This window comes from Actinopolyspora mortivallis DSM 44261, from assembly GCF_000384035.1.
Lineage (GTDB): Bacteria > Actinomycetota > Actinomycetes > Mycobacteriales > Pseudonocardiaceae > Actinopolyspora > Actinopolyspora mortivallis.
In genome coordinates, this window is the sequence record NZ_KB913024.1 from 861705 (window position 1) to 883554 (window position 21850).

Genomic DNA, 21850 nt, shown 5'->3' on the forward strand with positions numbered 1-21850 from the left:
CCCTGGGGGACAAGCTCCAGGGTCGAGAGGGAAACAGCCCAGATCACCGGCTAAGGCCCCCAAGTGTGTGCTGAGTGGAAAAGGATGTGGGATCGCCGAGACAACCAGGAGGTTGGCTTAGAAGCAGCCATCCTTGAAAGAGTGCGTAACAGCTCACTGGTCAAGTGATCCTGCGCCGATAATATAGCGGGGCTTGCAAGCACACCGCCGAAGCCGTGGCACCGCCCCTTGGTGGGGTGGTGGGTAGGGGAGCATCCCTCACCGCGGTGAAGCATCCCCGTAAGGGGGTGTGGAGTGTGGGGGAGTGAGAATGCAGGCATGAGTAGTGCTAGGACAGTGAGAATCTGTCCCGCCGAATGACCAAGGGTTCCAGGGCCAGGCTGATCCGCCCTGGGTGAGTCGGATCCTAAGGCGAGGCCGACAGGCGTAGTCGACAGGACAACGGGTTGATATTCCCGTNCCCGCCTTGACACGTCCCATACCAGCCCCCACGACACCAGCATCAACCGGTGGGCCCGGTCTCGTTCGCGAGACCACGGCTGGACCGGTGGTGGTGTGTGTGGTGGGTGTGTTGGTCAGCGACGGGGTGACGCAGAAGGGTAGCCCAACCCGGGCGATGGTGGTTCCCGGGGTAACGGTGTAGCCGGCCGGCCCAGGCAAATCCGGGCCGGCGTCGACGGTGAGACCGGAGGCCGAGCCAGTGTGGCGAAGTGGGTAAGCCCCGGCTGCCGAGAAAAGCCTCTAGCGAGTGTGAGGGCGGTCCGTACCCGAAACCGACACAGGTGGTCTGGTAGAGCATACCGAGGCGAGCGGGCGAACCGTGGTTAAGGAATTCGGCAACATGTCCCCGTAACTTCGGGAGAAGGGGAGCCGCCGCTGGTGACCCCCCCTGCGGGGTGAGCTGGCAGCGGCCGCAGAGAATGGGCCCAAGCGACTGTTTACTAAAAACACAGGTCCGTGCGAAGTCGTAAGACGCGGTATACGGACTGACGCCTGCCCGGTGCCGGAACGTTAAGGGGAGCCGTGAACCCCCCACGAGGGGGTGTGGCGGCGAACCGAAGCGCCGGTAAACGGCGGNGGTAACTATAACCATCCTAAGGTAGCGAAATTCCTTGTCGGGTAAGTTCCGACCTGCACGAATGGCGTAACGACTTGGGCGCTGTCTCGACCACGGACCCGACGAAATTGCACGACGAGTTAAGATGCTCGTTTCGCGCGGCAGGACGGAAAGACCCCGGGACCTTTACTACAGCTTGGTATGGGCGTCCGCGGCGGCTTGTGTAGGATAGGTGGGAAACTGGGAAGGTCACACGCCAGTGTGGCCGGAGTTGCTGGTGAAATACCACTCTGGTCGTTGTGGGCGTCTAACCTCGGTCCGTCACCCGGACCAGGGACAGTGCCTGGTGGGTAGTTTAACTGGGGCGGTTGCCTCCCAAACAGTAACGGAGGCGCCCAACGGTTCCCTCAGCCTGGACGGAAACCAGGTGACGAGTGCAAGTGCACAAGGGAGCTTGACTGTGAGACCGACAGGTCAAGCAGGTGCGAAAGCAGGGACTAGTGATCCGGCACCGGCACGCGGACGCGGTGTCGCTCAACGGATAACAGGTACCCCGGGGATAACAGGCTGATCTTGCCCAAGAGTCCCTATCGACGGCATGGTTTGGCACCTCGATGTCGGCTCGTCGCATCCTGGGGCTGAAGTCGGTCCCAAGGGTTGGGCTGTTCGCCCATTAAAGCGGCACGCGAGCTGGGTTTAGAACGTCGTGAGACAGTTCGGTCCCTATCCGCCGCGCGCGCACGGAGACGTGCGGGGAGCTGTCCCCAGTACGAGAGGACCGGGACGGACGAACCTCTAGTCTGCCAGTTGTCCCGCCAGGGGCAGGGCTGGTTCGCTACGTTCGGCACGGATAACCGCTGAAAGCATCTAAGCGGGAAGCCCACCCCAAGACCACGTCTCCCACCCCCCACCGGGGGGATAAGGCCCCCAGCAGACGACTGGGTCGATAGGCCCGACATGCACCCACAGCAATGTGCTCAGTGGACGGGTACTAACCGGCCGAACGACGAACACCCACACCCCACCCCCGCGCTCGCCACCACTACACAGCCTCAACCACCCACCCCCCAACAAGGGGCACCACAACTCCATACAACACACGCCCCCGCCCCCCCGTGGCGGCGGGGTCGGTGGCCACAGCGGAGCGGGACACGCCCGGACCCATCCCGAACCCGGCAGCTAAGCCCTCCAGCGCCCGACCTACTGCACCCCCACGAGTGCGGGAACCACGGACACCGCCGACCCCCCACCACACCCACCCCCCCACAAAGGGGGGCGTTTTCATATCCCCAGCTCTTCTGGGAAGAGCGCCACATACAGCCGAGTGGCCGCGACCACGAACGCGTCCGAGGCGACCGGAACCGTGAGTGATCCGTCACCCACTTCCCCGTACCCTGGATCACATGGCCGAGGCACGGATTCTTGTGGTGCAACCCTCCGAGGACACTCCCGCCGGAAGACTGGATGACTGGCTGGGGGAGGCCGGTGCCGAACTCGACGTCCTCGACCCCACACGCGAAACGCTTCCCGAAACCCTGGACGAACACTCGGGCCTGGTCGTGCTCGACGCGGAGACGAGCGCCACGGCCGATCTCCAGTGCCCCTGGCTCGGAAGGCTGCGCACCCTGCTGAGCTCTGCGACCGGTGCCGGGACCCCGGTGCTGGCCATCGGTTTCGGCGCGCACGTGCTCGCCATGGCCACCGGGGGCAGGATCGGAACACGTTCGCACGGTCCCGAGGCCGGAACACTGCTGGTGGCCAAACGGGACGCCGCGGCCGAGGACGTGTTGCTCGGCCCGCTTCCGTTGACCCCGGACGTCTTCCAGTTCCACCGCGAGGAGATAACCACCCTGCCTCCGACCGCTCAGCTGTTGGCGGCCTCGCCGGGAGGGGAGAACCAGGCCTTCCGGGTGGGTGACCGGGCCTACGGACTCCAGTTCCACATCGAGACGACACCGGGAATCGTCCGGAGAATGCTCGCCTCCGAACCGGACGTCGCCGCGGTGGTACGCCCCGGCCAGCTCGACGAGGAGCATCTCGAACGCTTCCACGCCGATCTGGAGGAGACCTGGAAACCGGTGGCCGAACGTTTCGTGCGGATGGCCGCCACCCCACCGGAGGAACGCGCCGGTACCCGGTCACTGCCGTTGCTGTGAAGCCCCTGTGAGCGCGGAAGTGATCACGGCCACGCGAAAAGGACAACACTCGGACCTGTTCTGGTGAGACGAAGACATTACCGTACCGGGCATGGTCCGATCCAACTGGCAGCGCTCGGCGGCTCCGTCCCCCGCGAGATACGGATTCAGCGATGTCGGTCGCGCCGAGGCCCAACTGCGCGCGGCAGGATGGTGGTTCGACAGCGGTCCGCTGCCCGAAGCCGAGGAAGTGCTCGGCGCGTTGTCCCAGGCTCCGGACCCGGACCTGGCACTGCACTCGGTGGACCGACTACGGGAGGCGTTGGGGCCCGACTGGACCGAACTGTCCGAGCGTCTGCTGGAGGATCGGGGACTGCGGGCCCGGCTGTTCGCCACGGTGGGGTATTCCGGAGCACTGGCCGATCACCTGGTGGCACATCCCAGGGACTGGCGGCGGTTGGCCGCCGAGCAGCACGCCGCCGAGTTCGGCGTTCGGCGGTTCACCGTGGAGTTGTTGCGCTGCGTGGGCGGTGTCGACGAGAACACCCCGGACCCTCCGGAGCGTCCCGTGGCGGAACTGCGCGGAACGGCCGCGGTCAGTGAACTGCGCACGGTGTATCGCGGGATGCTGTTGGAGATCGCCGCGGAGGACCTGGCCGGAGTGGTCGACACCTCCCTGTCCGTTCCCCCCTACGAGCGGGTGACAGGGTGGCTCTCCGAACTTGCCGTGGCCGCGTTGCGGGCGGCTTGGGCCGTGGCGGTGGCCGAACTCGGAGAGGGGGAGGCCACCCCGCGCCTGGCGGTGATCGCCATGGGTAAGTGCGGTGGGTACGAGCTCAACTACGTGAGCGACGTCGACGTCGTCTTCGTCGCCGAGTCGGAGGAGGACGTGTCCCGGGGAACCCGACTGGCCAGCACGTTGATGCGGGTGGCGGGCTCGGCCTTCTTCGACGTGGACGCGGCCCTGCGCCCCGAGGGCAAGGCCGGGGCCCTGGTGCGCACCCTGGACGGTCACCTGACCTACTACCGCCGTTGGGCGCGTACCTGGGAGTTCCAGGCCCTGTTGAAGGCACGTCCGGTGGCCGGGGATCCCGAGCTGGGACGGAGGTACGTCGAGGCGGTGCGGCCACTGGTCTGGACGGCGGCGGAACGGGAGAACTTCGTCGCCGACGTGCGTTCCATGCGGCGGCGCGTGGAACAACACGTTCCTCCGGACCAGTTGGACCGGGAACTGAAGCTCGGCAGGGGCGGACTGCGCGATGTCGAGTTCGCGGTACAGCTACTGCAACTGGTGCACGGCAGAGGCGACGAGTCGGTCCGTTCCCGTTCCACCACCGAGGCGTTGCGGGCTCTGGGGGGACAGGGCTACGTGGGGCGCAGCGACTCCTCGGCCATGGCCGAGTCGTACGTGTTCCTCCGGGGGGTCGAACACAGGTTGCAGCTGCGGCGGCTGCGTCGTACCCACCTGTTCCCCGCGGAGGAGGAGCGCGACAGGCTGTATCACCTGGCCAGGGCCATGGGGCTGCGTTCGCAGGGCAACAGGGAGGCCTCCGAGGTGCTGCTCGCGGAGTACCGCAGGCAGAGCAGCAGGGTGCGCAGACTGCACGAGAAACTGTTCTACCGGCCGCTGCTGGAGTCGGTGGCCAAGGTGCCCAGCGAGGCTCTGCGGCTGACGACCACGGCAGCCGTCCAGCGGCTCTCCGCGCTGGGCTACACCTCCCCGGAAGGGGCGCTGCACCACATCGCCGCGCTGACCTCCGGAATGTCCCGTAGGGCGAGCATCCAGGGAACCCTGTTGCCGGTGCTGCTGGACCTGCTCGCCAACACCCCCGATCCCGACGGAGGGTTGTTGGCCTATCGCAACGTCTCGGAGGCGCTGGCCGACACGCCGTGGTATCTGCGGTTGCTCCGGGACGAGGCCGTGGTGGTCGAGCGGCTGGCGGTGCTGCTCGGAACGTCGAAGCTGGTCCCGGAGCTGTTGGTGCGCGCTCCCGAGGTGCTTCGTCTGCTGTCGGACACCGACGAGTTGGCGGGGCGGGACAGCACCGAGGTGGCGCGCTCGTTGCGCAGCGCGGTGGCGCGTCACGTGGAGCCGGAGCGGGCCGCCTCGACGGCGCGGTCGTTGCGCAGGCACGAGATGCTGCGCCTGGCCTGTGCGGATCTGTTGGGAGTTCTCGACCCGCGTGCGGTTTTCCAGGCCCTGTCGAGTGTCTGGGTGGCGGTGTTGCAGGCCACCCTGGAGGCGTGTGTGCGGGACGTGGCGGCCAGACCGGAGTGGTCGGGGCCGAGCGGGGTGGTGGACGCCTGCCGGGAACCGGCGAGCATCGCGGTGATCGGTATGGGCAGACTGGGGGGAGCGGAGCTGGGGTACGGCTCGGACGCGGACGTGTTGTTCGTGTGCGAACCAACAGCGGGGATCGAGGACAGCACCGCCGTTCGTTTCGCCACCACGGTGGTGGAGCAGGTGCGGCGCGTCCTGGGCAGACCCAGTCAGGATCCCCCGCTGGAGGTGGACACGGGACTGCGTCCGGAGGGGCGGTCCGGGCCGTTGGTGCGGACCCTGGACTCGTATCTGAACTACTACCGGAGGTGGTCGCAGGTCTGGGAGTCCCAGGCCCTGCTGCGGGCCAGTCCGGTGGCCGGGGACGCTGACCTGGGAGAGCGTTTCTGCCGGGCCGTGGACGCGCTGCGTTACCCCTCCGGGGGGCTGGACGCGCGGGGGGTTCGCGAGATCCGCCGCATCAAGGCCCGGGTGGACGCGGAACGGTTGCCACGTGGTGCCGACCCGAACACCCACACCAAGCTGGGGCGGGGCGGTCTGGCCGATGTGGAGTGGACCCTGCAGTTGCTGCAACTGCGGTTCGCCGACGGGTTCCCGGAACTGCGCACCACCTCCACCGTGGAGGGACTACGGGCCGCCGCGCGTGTCGGCGTGTTGGCCGAGGAGGACGCCGCGACGTTGGAACACGCGTGGATGTTCGCCATGCGCGCGCGCAACGCCGTGATGCTGGTGCGCGGAAAGGGAGGGGACCAGTTGCCCAAGCGCTCCGGGGAGCTGAACGCGGTCGCCGCGGCGTTGGGCTATCCCGTCGAATCCGATCCGGGCAGAATGGTGGACGACTATCTGCGGGCGACGAGAAGGGCCCGCAGGGTCGTGGAGCGGGTGTTCTACGACGACCGTCGGATGTGAACCGTGTTCGTTCCCCCGGTTCCGCCGTCCGGGGGAATACCGGTGCTCCGTGCGGTGTTGAGCCGGACATGAAGGCTATGGCGCTCACCGAATTCGGCGGACCCGAGGTTCTTTCCGAACACGAGCTGGACGATCCCTTGGTCGGACCCGACCGGGTGCTGGTGGAGACCAGGGCGGCAGGCGTCAACCCGGTGGACTGGAAGATCAGGCGCGGTTACCTGCGCGGACTGTTTCCGCACCACACGCCTTTGGTTTCCGGCTGGGACGTGGCCGGGGTGGTGCGTGCCGTCGGCCCGGCCGTCACCGACTACCGCCCGGGCGACGAGGTGGTCGGTTACGTGCGTGAGGACCACGTGCAGAACGGAACCTACGCCGAACTCGTCGCGGCGCCGGATCGCACGCTGGCGCACAAACCCGCCTCGGTGGATTTCCCGGAGGCCGCGGGGCTGCCGCTGGCCGGGCTGACGGCCCTGCAGATGTTGCGGGCCGTGGGCGTGGGCGAACGGGACTCCGTGCTGGTGCACGCGGCCGCCGGAGGCGTGGGCCATCTGGGCGTACAGATCGCGCGGGCGCTCGGTGCTTCCCGGGTGATCGGGACCGCCTCGGAGCGCAACCACGAGTTCCTGCGTGAACTGGGAGCGGAGCCGGTGACCTACGGGCCGGGACTGCCGGGACGGGTGGCCGAAATCGTCGGTGGTGACGGCCGGGTCGACGCGGCGCTGGACATGGCCGGTGGAACGGCGTTGACCGAAACCCCCGAGCTGCTGCGGGACGTCTCACGCCACGCCTCGGTGGAGGACCCGCAGACGGTGACGGCCCAGGGCGGCCACTATGTGTTCGTGCGCCCCGACTCCGCCGATCTGAACTGGCTGGCTCGGTTGGTCGACCGCGGCGACCTGCGGGTGGAGGTACAACAGACCATGCCGCTGTCCGAGGCAGCCCGGGCCCACGAACTGCTCGAACAGGGGCACGTGCGGGGCAAACTGGTGCTCACCGTCTCCTGAGGTGATACGCACCGTTCCTCGGCGACGGAAAAAGGGGGCCGCCGTCATGGCGAGCCCCCTTCGCGTCCGGAGGACGACGATCACACGTCGAAGTACAGCGCGAACTCGTGCGGGTGCGGGCGCAGCCGGATCGGGTCGATCTCGTTCTCGCGCTTGAGCGCGATGAAGTTCTCCAGCAGGTCCTCGGTGAACACGCCACCTTCGAGCAGGTACTCGTGGTCGGCTTCCAGGTTGTCCACCGCCTCGGCTAGGCTGGAGGGCACCTGGGGAACGTTCTTGGCCTCTTCCGGGGGAAGCTCGTAGAGGTCCTTGTCGATCGGATCCGCGGGTTCGATCTTGTTGCGGATGCCGTCCATGCCCGCCATCAGCATCGAGGCGAAGCCGAGGTAGGGGTTGCCGGAGGGATCGGGGCAGCGGAACTCGACGCGCTTGGCCTTCGGGTTGGTGCCGGTGATCGGGATCCGCATGCAGGCCGAGCGGTTGCGCTGCGAGTACACCAGGTTCACCGGGGCCTCGAAGCCGGGAACCAGTCGGTGGTAGGAGTTCACCGTGGGGTTCGTCAACGCGAGCAGGCTCGGGGCGTGGTGCAGGATGCCGCCGATGTAGTGCCGGGCGGTGTCGGACAGACCCGCGTAGCCGGACTCGTCGTGGAACAGCGGGGCGCCGCTCTGCCACAGCGACATGTGGCAGTGCATCCCCGAACCGTTGTCCCCGAACAGCGGCTTCGGCATGAAGGTCACGGTCTTGCCGTTGCGCCACGCGGTGTTCTTGATGATGTACTTGAACAGCTGCAGGTCGTCGGCGGCGTGCAGCATCGTGTTGAACTTGTAGTTGATCTCGGCTTGGCCGCCGGTGCCCACCTCGTGATGGGCGCGCTCCACCTCGAACCCGGCCTTGATGAGCTCGGCGGTCATCTCGTCGCGCAGGTCCGCGTAGTGGTCGTAGGGGGGAACGGGGAAGTAGCCGCCCTTGTAGCGGGTCTTGTATCCCAGGTTGCCGCCGTCCTCGGCACGCCCGGTGTTCCACCAGCCCTCGACCGAGTCCACCTCGTGGAACGAGGAGTTCGCCCCCTCCGAGTAGCGCACCGAGTCGAAGATGTAGAACTCCGCCTCGGCCGCGAAGAACGCGGTGTCGGCGATCCCGGACTCCGCCAGGTACTGCTCCGCCTTGCGCGCGATGTTGCGCGGGTCACGGCTGTAGGGCTCCAACGTGAACGGGTCGTGCACGAAGAAGTTGAGGATCAGCGTCTTCTCGATGCGGAAGGGGTCGATCCGGGCCGTGTACGGATCGGGGAGCAGCAGCATGTCCGATTCGTGGATCGACTGGAAACCACGCACCGAAGAACCGTCGAAGGCCAGACCTTCGGTGAAGGTGTCGTGGTCGAACGCCGATGCGGGAACGGTGAAGTGCTGCATGACCCCCGGCAGGTCGCAGAACCGGACGTCGACGAACTTCACGTCCTCGTCGGAGATGAAGCGTAGGACCTCGTCTGGATTGGTGAACACCCTCGATGGCTCCTTCACGCGTTGGTGCCGCTCGTCGGGGCAAGCTTGTGCCGCCGACTCGGTGATGGAGCCTACGAAGGGGGTGTTGCCCCACCGTCACCCGCGTGTTTCGCCGACGTTAACGAAACGGATCGGGGGCGGGGTTCTCCCACGCCACGCGCGGGCCGTGCGGGACGAGTCCGGGCCCGTATGCTGGCCCTGTGGGTAGAGTACTCGGTTCCTGGCTGTCCGGCCCCTCGGCGCTCCGCGAGTCGGGCGAGCCTCAGCAGCGTTGGCGCGGTGAACGTCTCGGCCTTCCCGAGCAGGGCCCGGGGTCCGTGGCGCCCACGGGCAGACGTGCCGTGGGGTTCCTGCTGGACATCGTGTTGGCCGCGCTGGTCGCCGGCCTGTTCACCGCCCCTGATCTTCCCGGTAACTGGAGTCTGCTGTCCTGGGCGCTCATCACAGTGTTGCCCGTGGCCTTCTTCGGTTTCACCCCGGGCATGGGAGTGGCGGGGATCTGGGTCGCCCGCGTGGACGGTTCCTCGCTCGTGGGACTGCCCCGGGCGCTGCTGCGCTGTGTGCTGACGGCTGTGCTCGTTCCCGCTGTGCTGTGGAACACGGACGGTCGCTCCTGGCACGACCGGCTGAGCGGAACCGTGGTACTGCGTCGCTGAGGGGCGCTCCGTGTCGGGAAAGCCCGTGGTGCTTTCCACCGGGCGGGCTTTCCCGGAAGCGCTCACTTGCGGCGGGTGGCGCGCTGCACGTTGCGCATCCTGGCCCCCTGGGGAGCCGGTCCCTTGGGCATGGCCGTGCTCCTGCCGCCGATGGCTTCGAGGCGTTTCTCCAGCGAGTCGATCTGCCCCGCGTTGATGTTGCGCGGCAGCTTCATGATTCTGGACTGGAGTTTCCGCAGCGGAACCTGGTCCTCCTCGTTGCCGACGACGATCTCGTAGATGGGAGTGTCGCCGACCAGCCGGGCGATCCGTTTCTTCTCCTGGTTCATCAGGTTCCGCACACGGTGCGGGGAGCCCTCACCGACCAGGACGATTCCCGGTCGGCCGACCACGCGGTGCACCGCGTCCAACTGGCTGGTGCCGGCCACGCCCTGGGTCAGCTGCCACTTGCCGCGCATGTTCTCCAGGGCCCAGCCCGCCGCGCCGGGCTGGCCGTCGGCCTTGTTGTAGACGTTGGCCTGAACACGCCTTCCGAAGACGATGACCGCTCCCAGCGCGCCGAGGGCCACGCCCACGGGGAGGAAGAACCACTGTAGGTTCCAGACCAAGCCGAGCAGGAACGCCACCACGGCGGTTCCGAGCAGCACCGCGAGCATCAGCGGGACGAGCAGCCGATCCTCCCGGCGTTGCATCTTGAACGCCTCGAACAGCTGTTTGCGGCGAGCCTTCGACGCCTGCCGCTTCTGTTTGGCCGCTTCCTTCTTGGCGGCCCGGTCCTGCTTGGCCATACCCACAGGATACGGCGAGGTGTCCCGCTGCCGTCCACGCGGTTCGGCAGTCGGGACGGTCCTCGCTCACGCGGTGTGTGGACTTCCCACGGGGTGTAGAGCGATCAGCGGGGGCGCGGGCTCGTGGCCTCGCGGCCCGAGCGGGCCGTGTGGAACTCCCGGCAGCGGCGGGCGCGGAGTGGGACGGGTGCCGGAAGTGTCCGCACCCCGTGCCCCCGCCGTTCTCCGGAGGCCGCCGAACGGGGGCGACCGCAGGTGGAGTCGGGCTCGTGGGCCCGCCACGACCTGGCCGGGTCCGGTCAGCCGGAGAGCAGGTTGCTCGCCTCCTGGGCGGCGGTACCCGCCTTGGCCAGGTGTGCCAGGTTCTCGGGCAGCGGCATACCGCGGTGCTCGGTCGCCTTGGCGTAGAGCCTTCCGGCCCGGTAGCTGGAGCGCACCAACGGTCCCGCCATGACACCGGGAAAACCGATGCGCTCGGCGGTTCTGGTGTGCTCCACGAACTCCTCGGGTTTGACCCAGCGGTCCACCGGGTGGTGTCGCGGGCTGGGACGCAGGTACTGCGTGATGGTGATGATGTCGCAGCCCGCCTCGTGGAGGTCGCGCAGCGCGGGTTCGACCTCGTCCGGGGTCTCGCCCATACCGAGGATCAGGTTGGACTTGGTCACCAGCCCCGCCTCGCGTGCGAGGGTGAGTACCTTCAGCGAACGGTCGTAGCGGAAGGCCGGACGCATCCGTTTGAACACGCGCGGAACGGTTTCGACGTTGTGCGCGAGCACCTCCGGACGCGCGCCGAACACCTCGGCGAGCTGGTCCGGCTCGGCGTTGAAGTCGGGGATGAGCAGCTCCACGCCGGTGCCGGGGTTGAGCTCGTGGATCTGCCGGACCGTCTCCGCGTACAACCAAGCCCCGCCGTCGGGGAGGTCGTCCCGGGCGACACCGGTCACCGTCGAGTAGCGCAGTCCCATGGCCTGCACGGACTCCGCGACCTTGCGGGGTTCGGTGGTGTCGAGTTCGGCGGGTTTGCCGGTGTCGATCTGGCAGAAGTCGCATCGCCGGGTGCACTGGTCACCACCGATGAGGAAGGTGGCCTCCCGGTCCTCCCAACACTCGAAGATGTTGGGACAGCCGGCCTCCTCGCAGACGGTGTTGAGTCCCTCGCGTCGTACCAGTCCCTTGAGCTCCTGGTACTCGGGCCCCATGCGGGCCCGCGTCTTGATCCAGGACGGCTTCTTCTCGATCGGCGTCTGACTGTTGCGGACTTCCAGCCGCAACAGCTTCCGCCCCTCCGGCGCCACAGTCACGACCACAGGCTACGCCCCGGCCGTGGGGCCTCGACAATGACCGAACTCACCCGTTTTCCCGGAGGCCGGCCCCGTGGGAGCTCACCGGGGTTCCGGTTCGACACCGGTGAGTTCGGCGGTGAGTTCCCACAGGCGCGCCGAGGTGACCGTGTCGCGGACAGCGGGGTTCTTCCACGCCCGCGCCGGGTGCCCTCTGGTTTCGGCGAGCCTGGCCGGGCCGAAGAACTCCCCGCCGCGTACGGACGCCGCGGTGGCGGCGTACAGCTGGGGCAGTGCTCCGAGCTCCACGTCTTGGGTGAGCAGACCGGTGACCGCGCGTACGGCGTTGTTCAACCCGTCGGGAAGGTGCCGTTGACGGGCGGAGTTGGCGGTCAGTTCGGTGGCGGTCATGCCGGGGTGGGCGGCGACGCTGAGCGTGGCCGATCCGCCGGTGCGCAGCCTGTCGTCCAGTTCCGTGGCGAAGAACAGGTTGGCCCTCTTGGACTGGGCGTAGGCCCTGAGCGGGGTGTAGCGGCGGTGGCGGAAGTTCGGGTCCCGCGTGTCGAGTCCGCCGCCGTGGTGGGCGAGGCTGGTCAGGGTCACCACCCGGGAGGGGCCTGCCCCGTTCAGGGCGGGCATCAGCAACCAGGTCAGGGCGGCGTGCCCGAGGTGGTTGGTGCCGAACTGGAGCTCGAATCCGTCCACGGTGCGTCGGTGCGGGGTGGCCATCACCCCGGCGTTGTTCATCAGCACGTCCAGTCGGTCCCCGGTGTACTCCCGCACGCGCAGCGCGGCGCGGCGGACCGAGGCCAGGTCGGCGAGGTCGAGTTCGACCAGCTCGGGCCGGGTGTCCGCTCCGGCCTCCACGCGGCGCAGCGCGGCGGTGCCGCGTTCGGCGTCCCGGCAGCCGAGCAGCACTCGGGCCCCGTGTGCGGCCAGCGTGCGGGCGCTGTGCAGTCCCAGCCCCGAATTGGCCCCGGTGATCAACACCGTCCTGCCGGTCTGGTCGGGGATGGCGGTCTCGTCCCACTTGGTCATGTCACGGTCCTACCCGAACAGCGGGGTGCGAACAATCCTCGTTGTCCGTTCGTGTCGACGACTCCGTGCGCTGTCATACCGTGACGGGCTCGTGCTGCTCACGTGTGCCGCGCAGCAGTCGCAGCAGGGCCTCTCCGGTGCGGTCGGTCTCGGAGGGGGCGCCGTCGTGGTCGACCAGGCCGGAGGAGACGGCGAGCAGTCGTTGTTCCGCCCGCAGGGCACGCAGCGCCTCGCCGTGCGCGGTGGGGAGATGGTGGTCGAGGATGCGGCGCAGTTCCGGGTTGGCCGTGGCGGTCTCCTCCCAGGCGAGCCGGGTGGCCTCCAGGCGTTCGGCGGTGTGGTCGGCGGACTCGGACAGTCGGCGTTCCAGTCTGCCCATGAGCTGGTTGATCCACTTGTGTTGCAGGGCGCCCAGCATGTCGTGGTCGTCGGTGAACACCGGGGACAGCTCGGCGTGTTCCCGGGGGTGGGGCAGGTGTTCGGGGGCGTTCCCGAACCGTTCCAGCACGAAACGTACGGCCGCCGTGCGGCGATGGAACCGCTGCCAGGACATGGCTACCTCACGCGTGGCGTACCGATGGTTTGTGGCATACCGCCAGTATGCGACTGAATACGAAACTATCAGGTTCTGTATGCCGGCGGTATGGTGAAGCGATGTGAGTGGGGCGACAGAACGACCGCGTCGTGTGGAGTACTCGGAACACACCCGTGCGGCGCTGGTGGAGTCCGCGATCGAACTGTTCACCGAACGCGGATACGCGAACTCCTCGTTGGACGAGATCGCCAAACGTGCCCGGGTGACCAAAGGCGCCCTCTACCACCATTTCGCCGGAAAGCGGGCCCTGTTCGAGGCCGCCTTCGAAGGCGTCGAGATCGGGGTGGTCTCCCGGTTGTCCGCCGAGATGCCGGGAAAACGGGATCCGTGGGAGGAACTGCGCGCCGGGCTGGACGCCTTCCTGCGGGAGTGCCTGGAGGAACCGTTCCGCCGCGTCGTCGTCCAGGAGGGGCCGGTGGTGCTCGGCTACCGGCGCTGGTACGACCTGGGAGAACGCTACACCTTCGGGCTGGTGCGCAGCAGCCTCACCAGACTGGTCGAGAACGGCACGATCGACTCCGGCTCCCCCGTGGACGTGCTCGCCCGTGTCGTCTTCGGAGGTCTGTCCGCCGGGGCGAACACCATCGCCAACTCGGACGACCCCAAACGAACCAGTGTCGAGGTGGGACAGGCGCTCGAACGGCTGCTGCGCGGCCTGCGTGACGGCGGGACCGGCTGAATCCACGGACACGCGGCGTGCGGTGGCGTTGATCGTTAGCCTCGGGAACGTGGACGAGGACTTCAGGCTCAGGATCTTCACCGAACCCCAGCAGGGCGCGAGTTACGACGACCTGCTCCGGGTCGCGCGCACGGCCGAGGAGTGCGGCTACGACGCGTTCTTCCGCTCCGACCACTATCTGTGCATGGGCGACGTCAGCGGCCTGCCCGGCCCCACGGACGCGTGGGTGACCCTGGCCGGGCTGGCGCGGGAGACCTCGCGGCTGCGACTGGGGACGCTGATGAGCGCGGCGACCTTCCGGCTGCCCGGACCGCTGGCCGTCTCGGTCGCCCAGGTGGACCAGATGTCCGGAGGCCGGGTGGAGCTCGGACTCGGCAGCGGCTGGTACGAGCAGGAGCACACCGCCTACGGCATCCCCTTCCCGCCGCTGCGGGAACGCTTCGGACTGTACGCCGAACAGTTGGAGATCGTGACCGGCCTGTGGACCACCCCGGAGGGATCGACCTTCGAGTACTCCGGTGAGCACTACCGGATCAGCGACTCGCCGGCGTTGCCGAAACCCGTGCAGCGTCCCCGCCCACCGGTTCTCGTCGGGGGAACGGGCAGGCACAGGACCCCCGCCTTGGCCGCGAGGTTCGCCGACGAGTTCAATCTGCCCTTCGTGGACCAGGACACCGCGGTGGCCCAGTTCGAACGGGTGGACGCCGCCTGCGCGGAACGGGGCAGGAACCCGGCGGACATGGTGCGCTCGGTGGCGCTCGTGCTGTGCGTGGGCAGGAACGAGGCCGAACTCGCCCGGCGTGCCGAGGCCATCGGGCGCGATGTGGACGAGCTACGCGTCAACGGCCTGGCCGGAACTCCCGCCGAGGTGGTGGACAGGATCGGGAACTGGCGCACCCGCACCGGGATCACCCGACTCTACCTGCAGGTTCTCGACCTGTCCGATCTGGACCACCTTGAGCTGGTGGCCTCCGAGGTGGCCGGAGCGCTGGACTGAGCGCTCCGGCGGTCCCGACTCGGGGGACCCCCGTGCGGTCCCGCCTCCGCGCTCAGCGCAGACTCGGATCCAGTGCGAAGGTCACTCCGGCCGGGGCCGCCCCGGCCTGTCGGACGTCCCGGTCGGTGACCGGCAGGTCTCCGTCCAGGGCGGCGGGAACGGCTCGACGCACCGAGGGCAGCACCTCCTCCACGGTGACCTCCCGGCCGAGTTCGGCCGACAACGAGGTGACCCCGGCGTCACTGATCCCGCAGGGAACGATCCGGTCGAACTCGGCGATGTCGGCGTTGCAGTTGAGTTCCAGACCGTGCATCGTCACACCCCGCTGCACCCGAATCCCGATCGCCGCGATCTTGCGTTCGGGACGTGTCCCGTCGGCGGGCAGCCACACCCCGCTGCGCCCCTCCACTCGGCCGGTGTCCAGACCGAACTCGGAACACACCTGGATCAACGCCTGTTCCAGTCTGCGTACGTAGCCGACCACGTCGACGGGATCGGCCAGCCGCAGGATCGGGTATCCCACGAGTTGCCCAGGGCCGTGCCAGGTGATCCGGCCCCCACGGTCCACGTCGATCACCGGAGTGCCGTCCTGCGGCCGGTCCTCCGGGCGGGTCCGTTTCCCCGCCGTGTAGACGGAGGGGTGTTCCAACAGCAGCAGGGTGTCCGAACCGGTGCCCTCGGCCCGGGCGTCGGCGAGTTCCCGCTGGCGCTGCCAGGCGTCCAGGTAGTCGACGGTGCCCAACTGCCGGATCTCGATCTCGTGGCTACAGAGACGGCACGAGTTCACGCTGTTGCTCACGGGCTCAGCCTACCCGCCCGGGGCAACGGCGCGCGGTTCTCCGCCGGACGGTGCGGAAACACCGGTGCGGACCGTGTTCGGGTCGGCGGAGTCGGGGGGAGCCGCCTCAGGCGGAGACGGCGGCCCCCAGCGCCGCACGCACCCGGGGGTGCCGGAAGACGAAACCGTGCTCCTCCAGCACCGCGGGCACGGCGCGCTGTCCGCTGAGAATCATCTCCCTGGCCAGATCGCCCAGCGCGGTGCGCAGCAGGAACGCCGGAACCACCCAGGGGGCCGGGCGGCCGAGCGCCTCGGCGAAGGCTCTGGTGAACTCCGCGTTGCTCACCGGTTCCGGTGCGGTGAGGTTCACCGGGCCGGAGATCCGTGGGTTCTCGAGCACGAAACGGATCGCGGCCGTCTCGTCGTCCAGGGAGATCCAGGGAACGTACTGCGTGCCGTCCCCGATCTTGCCGCCCAGCATCAGGGAGAACAGGGGCTTGAGCGGCCCGAGCAGCCCTCCGGAGGGAGAGATCACCGGACCGGTGCGCAGCAGCACCACCCGGGAGGGGGAAGCGGTCTCCGCGGCGGTCTCCCAGCGGCGGCAGAGTTCGGCCAGAAAGCCGTTGCCCGGTCCGGCGGACTCGGTGACCACCCCGCGTCCGGTGTCCCCGTAGAACCCCGTGGCGGAAGCGTTGAGCAGGGCGGGAACGCCGTTGCGCCGCACCGCCTCCGCCAACACCGTCGTCGGGGTGACGCGGGAACGGGACAGCTCCTTCCTGCGCTGTTCCGTCCAGAGTCCTCCCCCTATCGGGGCGCCGCACAGGTTGATCACCGCGTCGGCCCCGTCGAGGACGCGGTCGTCCAGACGCCCGCCGTAGGGATCCCAGCCGCGTTCGTCGGGGGCCTGGGGCTCGCGGCGCACCAGGCGGAGCACGTCGTGGCCCTGCTGCCGCAACGCGGGAACGAGGTGACTTCCGATCAGTCCGGAGGATCCGGCCAGTACCACGCGCATACCCCGATCCTCGCGCAAAGATCGTCACGGCGCGAGCGCGCCCCGGCACGGAACGTCCCACCGGACGACTTCCCGGCAGTCGCACGAACACGGGGCCGCCCGTGGTGGGGCGGCCCCGTGTGGTGGTTCGGCGGTGACCGGCTGCACCGGTCGCCGCGACGGCGTTCACAGGCCGAGGTCGGCCTCGAAGGCCCCTTCCTCCAACCGCTGCTTGACGGTGTTCAGGAAGCGGGCCGCGTCGGCGCCGTCGACCAGGCGGTGGTCGTAGGACAGCGCCAGGTAGACCATCGAACGGATCGCGATGGTGTCCCCGCCCGCCTCGTCGGAGACCACCACGGGGCGCTTGACCACCATGCCGGTGCCGAGCATGCCCACCTGGGGAGGGTTCAGGATCGGGGTGTCGAACAGGGCACCCCTGCTGCCGGTGTTGGTCAGCGTGAACGTTCCACCGCTGAGCTCGTCCGGCTTGACCTTGTTCTCCCTGGTGCGTTCGGCGACGTCGGCGATCTTGCGGGCGAGTCCGCCCAGGTTGAGGTCACCGGCGTCGTGGATCACCGGGGTGAGCAGCCCGCGTTCGGTGTCCACGGCCACCGAGAGGTGCTCGGCACCGTGGTAGGTGATCTCCTTGGCCTCCTCGTCGACCGAGGCGTTGAGCTTCGGATGCAGTTTCAACGCCTCGACGGTGGCCTTGGCGAAGAAGGGCAGGAAGGAGAGCTTGACGCCCTCGGCGGCCTCGAAGTCCTCCTTGGCCCGTTCCCGCAGCCGAGCGATCCGGGTGACGTCCACCTCGGTGACCGTGGTCAACTGGGCGGCCGTCTGCAGCGAGTCGACCATGCGCTGCGCCAGCACCTGCCGCAGCCGCGACATCTTCTGGGTGGTCCCACGCAGCGCCTTGGCCTCCGGGGAGGGTTCCTGACCCGCCGCGGTGGTGGCCGGTTCCGTCACGGACGGCCCGCCGGTGGCCTGCTGCGCGCTCGTCCGCTCGGAGGAGCGCTCGGCGATGGCGGTCTGCACGTCCTGCTTGCGGATCCGGCCACCGACACCGGTGCCGCGCAGGCTGTTCAGGTCGATTCCGTGCTCGTTGGCGAGCTTGCGGACCAGCGGGGTGACGTAGGGAGCCGAGGCTCCGGACTCCTGCTGTTGCCCGCCGGCTGCGGGGGCGGCCGCCGGTTGCGACTGCGGCTCGGGGGCCGGCTGTGACTGCGGCTCGGGGGCCGGCTGCGGCTCGGACGGCGCGGGCGCCGCCGGAGCGGTGGGGGCCGGTTCGGCCGGTTGCTGCGGTGCCTGTTGCTCCCGAGGGGCGGCGGGCTCGGCGGCGGGAGCCGCCGCCTTGTCCCCGACCACCGCCAGTTTCGCGCCGACCTCGACGGTGTCGTCCTCGCTGGCGGCGATCTCCAGGATCGTGCCGGCCACCGGCGAGGGCACCTCGGTGTCGACCTTGTCGGTGGAGACCTCCAGCAGAGGTTCGTCGACCTCGACGGTGTCGCCGACCTGTTTGAGCCACCGGGTGATCGTGCCCTCGTGGAGACCTCCAGCAGAGGTTCGTCGACCTCGACGGTGTCGCCGACCTGTTTGAGCCACCGGGTGATCGTGCCCTCGCTGACGCTCTCACCGAGTGCCGGCATCTGGACAGAGAAGGCCATCTCTTGCTGACTCCTCGTACTCGTGGCGTGTGGTGGGCGGGCGTTGCCGGTTGAGCGTTCCGCGTCAGCCGTGTACGTGCAGAGGCTTGCCCGCCAGGGCCAGGTGTGCCTCGCCCAGGGCCTCCGACTGCGTGGGGTGGGCGTGGACCAGCGGAGCCACGTCCTCGGGGAGGGCCTCCCAGTTGTAGATGAGCTGGGCCTCGCTGACGAGTTCGCCCACGCGCTCCCCGATCAGATGAAGGCCGAGCACCGGGCCGTCCGCGGCGCGGACCACCTTGACGGCGCCCGCCGTCTTGATGATCTGGCTCTTGCCGTTGCCCGCGAGGTCGTAGGTGAAGGTCTCCACCTTGTCGTACTGTTCCCGGGCGGCGCTCTCGGTGAGGCCCACCGAGGCCACCTCGGGATTGCTGTAGGTCACCCGGGGGATGCCCGCCTCGTCGATGACCGGCGGGTTGAGTCCGGCGATGTCCTCGGCGATGAACACGCCCTGCTGGAAACCGCGGTGGGCGAGTTGCAGCCCGGGGACGATGTCGCCGACCGCGTAGACGCCGGGCAGGTTGGTGCGCAGCCGCTCGTCGGTGCGCACGAAACCGCGTTCCAGGGTGAGGCCGGCCTCCTCGTAACCGTGGCCGGCCGTGTTCGGGCCCCGCCCGACGGCGACCAGCATCAGGTCGGCCTCCAGGGTCTCGCCGTTCTCCAGGCTGACCGTGACCCCCTCGTCGGTCTGTTGCGCTCCGGTGAACTTGACACCGGTGGAGAACTTGATCCCGCGCTTGCGGAAGGCGCGCTCCAACTGCTTGGAGCAGTACTCGTCCTCGTTGGGAACGAGGTGGGGCAGTGCCTCGACGATGTTCACCTCGGCCCCGAAGGAACGCCACACGCTGGCGAACTCGACACCGATGACCCCTCCACCGAGGATGACGACCTTCTCGGGGACGTAGTCGAGGTTGAGCGCCTGCTCACTGGCGACGATCCTGCCCCCGAACTCCAGGCCGGGCAGGGTCTTGGAGTAGGAGCCGGTGGCCAGCACCACGTTCGTGCCGGTGTAGCGTGTGCCGTCGACCTCGACGGTGTTGGCGTCGACGAGCCTGCCGGCACCCTCCACGTAGTTGACCTTGTGGGCCTTGGCGAGCCCCTGTAGCCCCTTGTGCAGTTTGGAGACGATGCCGTCCTTGTAGGAGTTCACACCGTCGATGTCGATGCCCTCGAGGGAGGCCTTCACGCCGACCTGGGAACTCGCACGGGTGGAGTCCGCCACCTCGGCGGCGTGCAACAAGGCTTTGGTGGGGATGCACCCTCGGTGCAGACAGGTCCCACCGAGCTTGTCCTTTTCGATGAGGGTGACGGAAAGGCCCAGCTCCGCCGCGCGGAAAGCGCAGGCGTAGCCGCCGGAGCCGCCACCGAGGATGACTAGATCGGCGGACGTGTCGGTCACTTCGCACTCCTCGACAGGCATCATTGTTCAACTCACTGTTGGCGGTGCGGAGGATCCCCCCGCCGCCGGAAGACATCTTGTCACCACGCGAGCGGTGGGCGCGACACGGGATGGGCGGGTTTCCGGCGCGAATGGCGTGAAGATCACAGTCACCTTACTTCTCAACGCACGGCGGAGCCCTTTTATGCCCGGCCTGGCAGTATCGTGGTAGGCGGGTTAGGAGGAAACGTGGGTCTGTTCGAGCGTCTGCGCCGCAAGGGGCGGCAGCGACGCACGCGTCCGGAACGCAACCAGGACACCGAGCACTTACGCCAGTGGGCGGCCGAGCGCCGTGGGGTCGAGGGGTTCCTGGAGCCACCCACACAGGTGACCGAGGCAACGATCGTGCTCGTCGCCCACGACGGGGAGTGGACGCGGCGCAGGATCGGTGACCGCGAGAGCGCGATCCGTTTCACGCACCGACTCGGTATCCCCTTCTACGAGGTGCACAAGGTCGGCTACCCCCAGCGGATGCGGGACTACCAGCGCAAGCAGCGCGTCCTGCGTCGCCGCGAGTACCGCCGTCGGCTGGAGGAGTGATCCGGCGGCCACGCCCACGACGTCACTGTCGTGGCCGGGCCGCCGGACCACCCTTTTCGCGGGGGTCAGCCGTTCTCGGCGATGTCGGCCAGCGCGGCTGCCATGGTGCGGACCGGAACTCCCGTTCCTCCCTTGGGGGTGTAGCCCCACGGTGAGTTCGAGTTGTAGGCGGGCCCTGCGACGTCGATGTGTGCCCAGGCCGTCTGCCCGGTCACGAACTCGCTCAGGAAGTGCCCGGCCACCAACATGCCACCCCACCGCTGGCCGGTGACGTTGGTCAGGTCGGCCAGCTTGGAGTCCAGGTCACCGCGCAGTTCCTCGGGCAGGGGCATGGCCCAGCCCCCCTCGCCGGTGGCCCGGGAGAGCGCGGCCACCCGGTCCCGGAACTGCTCGCTTCCCATCACCCCCGGTGTGCGCTTGCCGAGGGCCACCAGCTGGGCACCGGTGAGCGTGGAGGCCTCGATCAGGTACTCCGGCTCGTCCTCGCAGGCCCGGGTGATCGCGTCGGCCAGGATGAGCCTGCCCTCGGCGTCGGTGTTGAGGACCTCCACGGTCCTGCCGCCGTACATCCGCAACACGTCGCCGGGGCGGTAGGCGGTCCCGGAGGGCATGTTCTCGGCCATGGGAACCGTGGCCGTGATGTCCAGGGGATAGTTGAGTTTGGCGGCCAGCACCACGGTGGCTATCACGGCGGCGGCCCCGGACATGTCCGAGGTCATCTCCTCCATGCCCGAGGCGGGTTTGAGGGAGATTCCGCCGGTGTCGAAGGTCACGCCCTTGCCGACCAGCGCGACCTTCCGCGCCCCCTTGGGGCCCTTGTGGCGCAGCCGCACCAACCGTGGTGGCCGCGACGATCCCGCGCCGACCCCCAGGATGCCGCCGTAGCCGTGCTTGCGCAGCTCGTCCTCGTCGAGGGTCTCGACCTCCAGGCCGGCGGCCCGGCCGAGTTCGGCGGCCCGCTCCGCCATCGTCGCGGGCGGCAGGTCGTTCGGCGGGGTGTTGATCAGGTCGCGCGCGGTGTTGACGGCCTCGCCGATGGCGGTGGCCCCCTTCAGGGCCGACTTGGCGCCGTCGCTCTTGGCGTCGGCAACGAGCAGGTCGACCTTGGCGACCGGATCCTCTCCCGGCTGCGACTTGTAGCGCGTGTAGGAGTAGGCCCCCATGACGGTGCCCTGGACGGTCGCGGAAAGGTCCAGCGCGGACAGTGTGTTCGCCGCGTGGGAGACGCCGTTCAGGGAACGCGCCGCGACCCCGGCGGCACGTCGCACCGACTCTGCGGGAATCTCACCGTCGGTGTCGCGTTTGCCCAGACCGACCGCCAGGAGCACGTTGGCGCGGATCGAGCCGCTCGCCGGGACCCTGACCACCTCTTCGGCCTTGCCCTTGGCACCGAGCAGGCTCAGTGTCTCGGTGAGGTTGCCGTCGAACGCGGCCGCGAGCTCGTTGGTTCCCTGGGCGAGCTCGGGCCCGTCGCTACCC

16 protein-coding genes, 1 rRNA gene, 1 pseudogene and 3 other annotated features are annotated in these 21850 nt (G+C 68.6%); of the genes and pseudogenes, 8 read left to right on the forward strand and 10 right to left on the reverse strand.

All coding sequences use genetic code 11. The features are described from left to right. Positions 1-40 precede the first annotated feature (40 nt). Positions 41-242 (forward strand) — a sequence feature (23S ribosomal RNA rRNA prediction is too short). Positions 243-318: 76 nt separating this feature from the next. After that, positions 319-1187 (forward strand) — a sequence feature (23S ribosomal RNA rRNA prediction is too short). A 5-nt stretch (positions 1188-1192) separates the two neighbouring features. Then, positions 1193-2060, forward strand: a sequence feature (23S ribosomal RNA rRNA prediction is too short). A gap of 123 nt (positions 2061-2183) precedes the next feature. From rrf to ACTMO_RS0104305, 4 genes are all read left to right on the forward strand, one after another. Next, positions 2184-2301 (forward strand): 5S ribosomal RNA (gene rrf, locus ACTMO_RS0104290). 159 nt (positions 2302-2460) lie between these two features. Then, on the forward strand, positions 2461-3213 hold the full coding sequence (locus ACTMO_RS0104295) for a type 1 glutamine amidotransferase (RefSeq protein WP_033401491.1): 753 nt from the start codon (positions 2461-2463) through the stop codon (positions 3211-3213). A gap of 91 nt (positions 3214-3304) precedes the next feature. After that, entirely contained in the window at positions 3305-6382 is a 3078-nt protein-coding gene (locus tag ACTMO_RS0104300; RefSeq protein WP_019853433.1) for a bifunctional [glutamine synthetase] adenylyltransferase/[glutamine synthetase]-adenylyl-L-tyrosine phosphorylase, read from the forward strand. 68 nt (positions 6383-6450) lie between these two features. Beyond that, on the forward strand, positions 6451-7386 hold the full coding sequence (locus tag ACTMO_RS0104305) for an NADP-dependent oxidoreductase (protein WP_026448864.1): 936 nt from the start codon (positions 6451-6453) through the stop codon (positions 7384-7386). A gap of 80 nt (positions 7387-7466) precedes the next feature. Here the strand turns inward: ACTMO_RS0104305 and glnA are convergent, their stop codons facing one another. Then, positions 7467-8891, reverse strand: a complete 1425-nt coding sequence (gene glnA / locus ACTMO_RS0104310; protein ID WP_019853435.1) for a type I glutamate--ammonia ligase — start codon at positions 8889-8891, stop codon at positions 7467-7469. Between the two features lie 200 nt (positions 8892-9091). On the opposite strand from glnA, the gene ACTMO_RS0104315 reads away from it, so the two are divergent. Then, positions 9092-9547: an RDD family protein gene (locus ACTMO_RS0104315; protein ID WP_026448865.1), complete on the forward strand. Its 456-nt coding sequence runs from the start codon at positions 9092-9094 to the stop codon at positions 9545-9547. Positions 9548-9609: 62 nt separating this feature from the next. Here ACTMO_RS0104315 and ACTMO_RS0104320 read toward each other — a convergent pair whose 3' ends face one another. The 4 genes from ACTMO_RS0104320 to ACTMO_RS0104335 all read right to left on the reverse strand — a co-directional run bounded on the left by ACTMO_RS0104320 (position 9610) and on the right by ACTMO_RS0104335 (position 13206). Next, positions 9610-10335, reverse strand: a complete 726-nt coding sequence (locus ACTMO_RS0104320) for a DUF4191 domain-containing protein (RefSeq protein ID WP_019853437.1) — start codon at positions 10333-10335, stop codon at positions 9610-9612. A gap of 299 nt (positions 10336-10634) precedes the next feature. Continuing rightward, the gene (lipA, locus tag ACTMO_RS0104325; RefSeq protein ID WP_026448866.1) at positions 10635-11636 is read right to left on the reverse strand and encodes a lipoyl synthase; all 1002 of its coding nucleotides are present in this window, start codon (positions 11634-11636) and stop codon (positions 10635-10637) included. A gap of 81 nt (positions 11637-11717) precedes the next feature. Beyond that, complete coding sequence (locus tag ACTMO_RS0104330; protein WP_019853439.1) at positions 11718-12653, reverse strand: oxidoreductase; 936 nt, start codon at positions 12651-12653, stop codon at positions 11718-11720. Positions 12654-12726: 73 nt separating this feature from the next. Continuing rightward, entirely contained in the window at positions 12727-13206 is a 480-nt protein-coding gene (locus ACTMO_RS0104335; RefSeq protein ID WP_019853440.1) for a hypothetical protein, read from the reverse strand. 103 nt (positions 13207-13309) lie between these two features. Here ACTMO_RS0104335 and ACTMO_RS0104340 point away from each other — a divergent pair, with 103 nt between their 5' ends. Both ACTMO_RS0104340 and ACTMO_RS0104345 read left to right on the forward strand, forming a co-directional pair. Next, positions 13310-13927 carry a TetR/AcrR family transcriptional regulator gene (locus ACTMO_RS0104340; protein WP_033401492.1) on the forward strand — a complete coding sequence of 206 codons (618 nt, stop codon included), beginning with the start codon at positions 13310-13312 and terminating at the stop codon, positions 13925-13927. 49 nt (positions 13928-13976) lie between these two features. Beyond that, on the forward strand, positions 13977-14924 hold the full coding sequence (locus ACTMO_RS0104345) for an LLM class F420-dependent oxidoreductase (RefSeq protein WP_026448867.1): 948 nt from the start codon (positions 13977-13979) through the stop codon (positions 14922-14924). 52 nt (positions 14925-14976) lie between these two features. On the opposite strand, the gene lipB is transcribed toward ACTMO_RS0104345, so the two are convergent. From lipB to lpdA, 4 genes and pseudogenes are all read right to left on the reverse strand, one after another. Further along, positions 14977-15723: a lipoyl(octanoyl) transferase LipB gene (gene lipB, locus ACTMO_RS0104350; RefSeq protein ID WP_019853443.1), complete on the reverse strand. Its 747-nt coding sequence runs from the start codon at positions 15721-15723 to the stop codon at positions 14977-14979. Positions 15724-15829: 106 nt separating this feature from the next. Continuing rightward, positions 15830-16714: a TIGR01777 family oxidoreductase gene (locus ACTMO_RS0104355; protein ID WP_019853444.1), complete on the reverse strand. Its 885-nt coding sequence runs from the start codon at positions 16712-16714 to the stop codon at positions 15830-15832. Positions 16715-16879: 165 nt separating this feature from the next. Beyond that, a pseudogene (sucB, locus tag ACTMO_RS21645) lies at positions 16880-18357 on the reverse strand (2-oxoglutarate dehydrogenase, E2 component, dihydrolipoamide succinyltransferase). Positions 18358-18421: 64 nt separating this feature from the next. Beyond that, positions 18422-19792 (reverse strand): dihydrolipoyl dehydrogenase, encoded by a 1371-nt coding sequence (lpdA, locus tag ACTMO_RS0104365; protein WP_019853446.1) that lies wholly within the window; start codon positions 19790-19792, stop codon positions 18422-18424. Positions 19793-20020: 228 nt separating this feature from the next. Here lpdA and ACTMO_RS0104370 point away from each other — a divergent pair, with 228 nt between their 5' ends. Then, positions 20021-20371: a hypothetical protein gene (locus ACTMO_RS0104370; protein ID WP_019853447.1), complete on the forward strand. Its 351-nt coding sequence runs from the start codon at positions 20021-20023 to the stop codon at positions 20369-20371. Positions 20372-20436: 65 nt separating this feature from the next. On the opposite strand, the gene ACTMO_RS20295 is transcribed toward ACTMO_RS0104370, so the two are convergent. After that, a partial coding sequence (locus ACTMO_RS20295) for a leucyl aminopeptidase (RefSeq protein ID WP_019853448.1) occupies positions 20437-21850 on the reverse strand: 1414 nt, incomplete at its 5' end.

Bases quoted from the DNA above. Each gene is read 5' to 3' on its own strand.
- ACTMO_RS0104295 (WP_033401491.1), top strand. From the start codon at position 2,461: ATGGCCGAGGCACGGATTCTTGTGGTGCAACCCTCCGAGGACACTCCC.
- ACTMO_RS0104300 (WP_019853433.1), top strand. From the start codon at position 3,305: ATGGTCCGATCCAACTGGCAGCGCTCGGCGGCTCCGTCCCCCGCGAGA.
- ACTMO_RS0104305 (WP_026448864.1), top strand. From the start codon at position 6,451: ATGAAGGCTATGGCGCTCACCGAATTCGGCGGACCCGAGGTTCTTTCC.
- ACTMO_RS0104320 (WP_019853437.1), bottom strand. From the start codon at position 10,335: ATGGCCAAGCAGGACCGGGCCGCCAAGAAGGAAGCGGCCAAACAGAAG.
- ACTMO_RS0104330 (WP_019853439.1), bottom strand. From the start codon at position 12,653: ATGACCAAGTGGGACGAGACCGCCATCCCCGACCAGACCGGCAGGACG.
- ACTMO_RS0104335 (WP_019853440.1), bottom strand. From the start codon at position 13,206: ATGTCCTGGCAGCGGTTCCATCGCCGCACGGCGGCCGTACGTTTCGTG.
- ACTMO_RS0104355 (WP_019853444.1), bottom strand. From the start codon at position 16,714: ATGCGCGTGGTACTGGCCGGATCCTCCGGACTGATCGGAAGTCACCTC.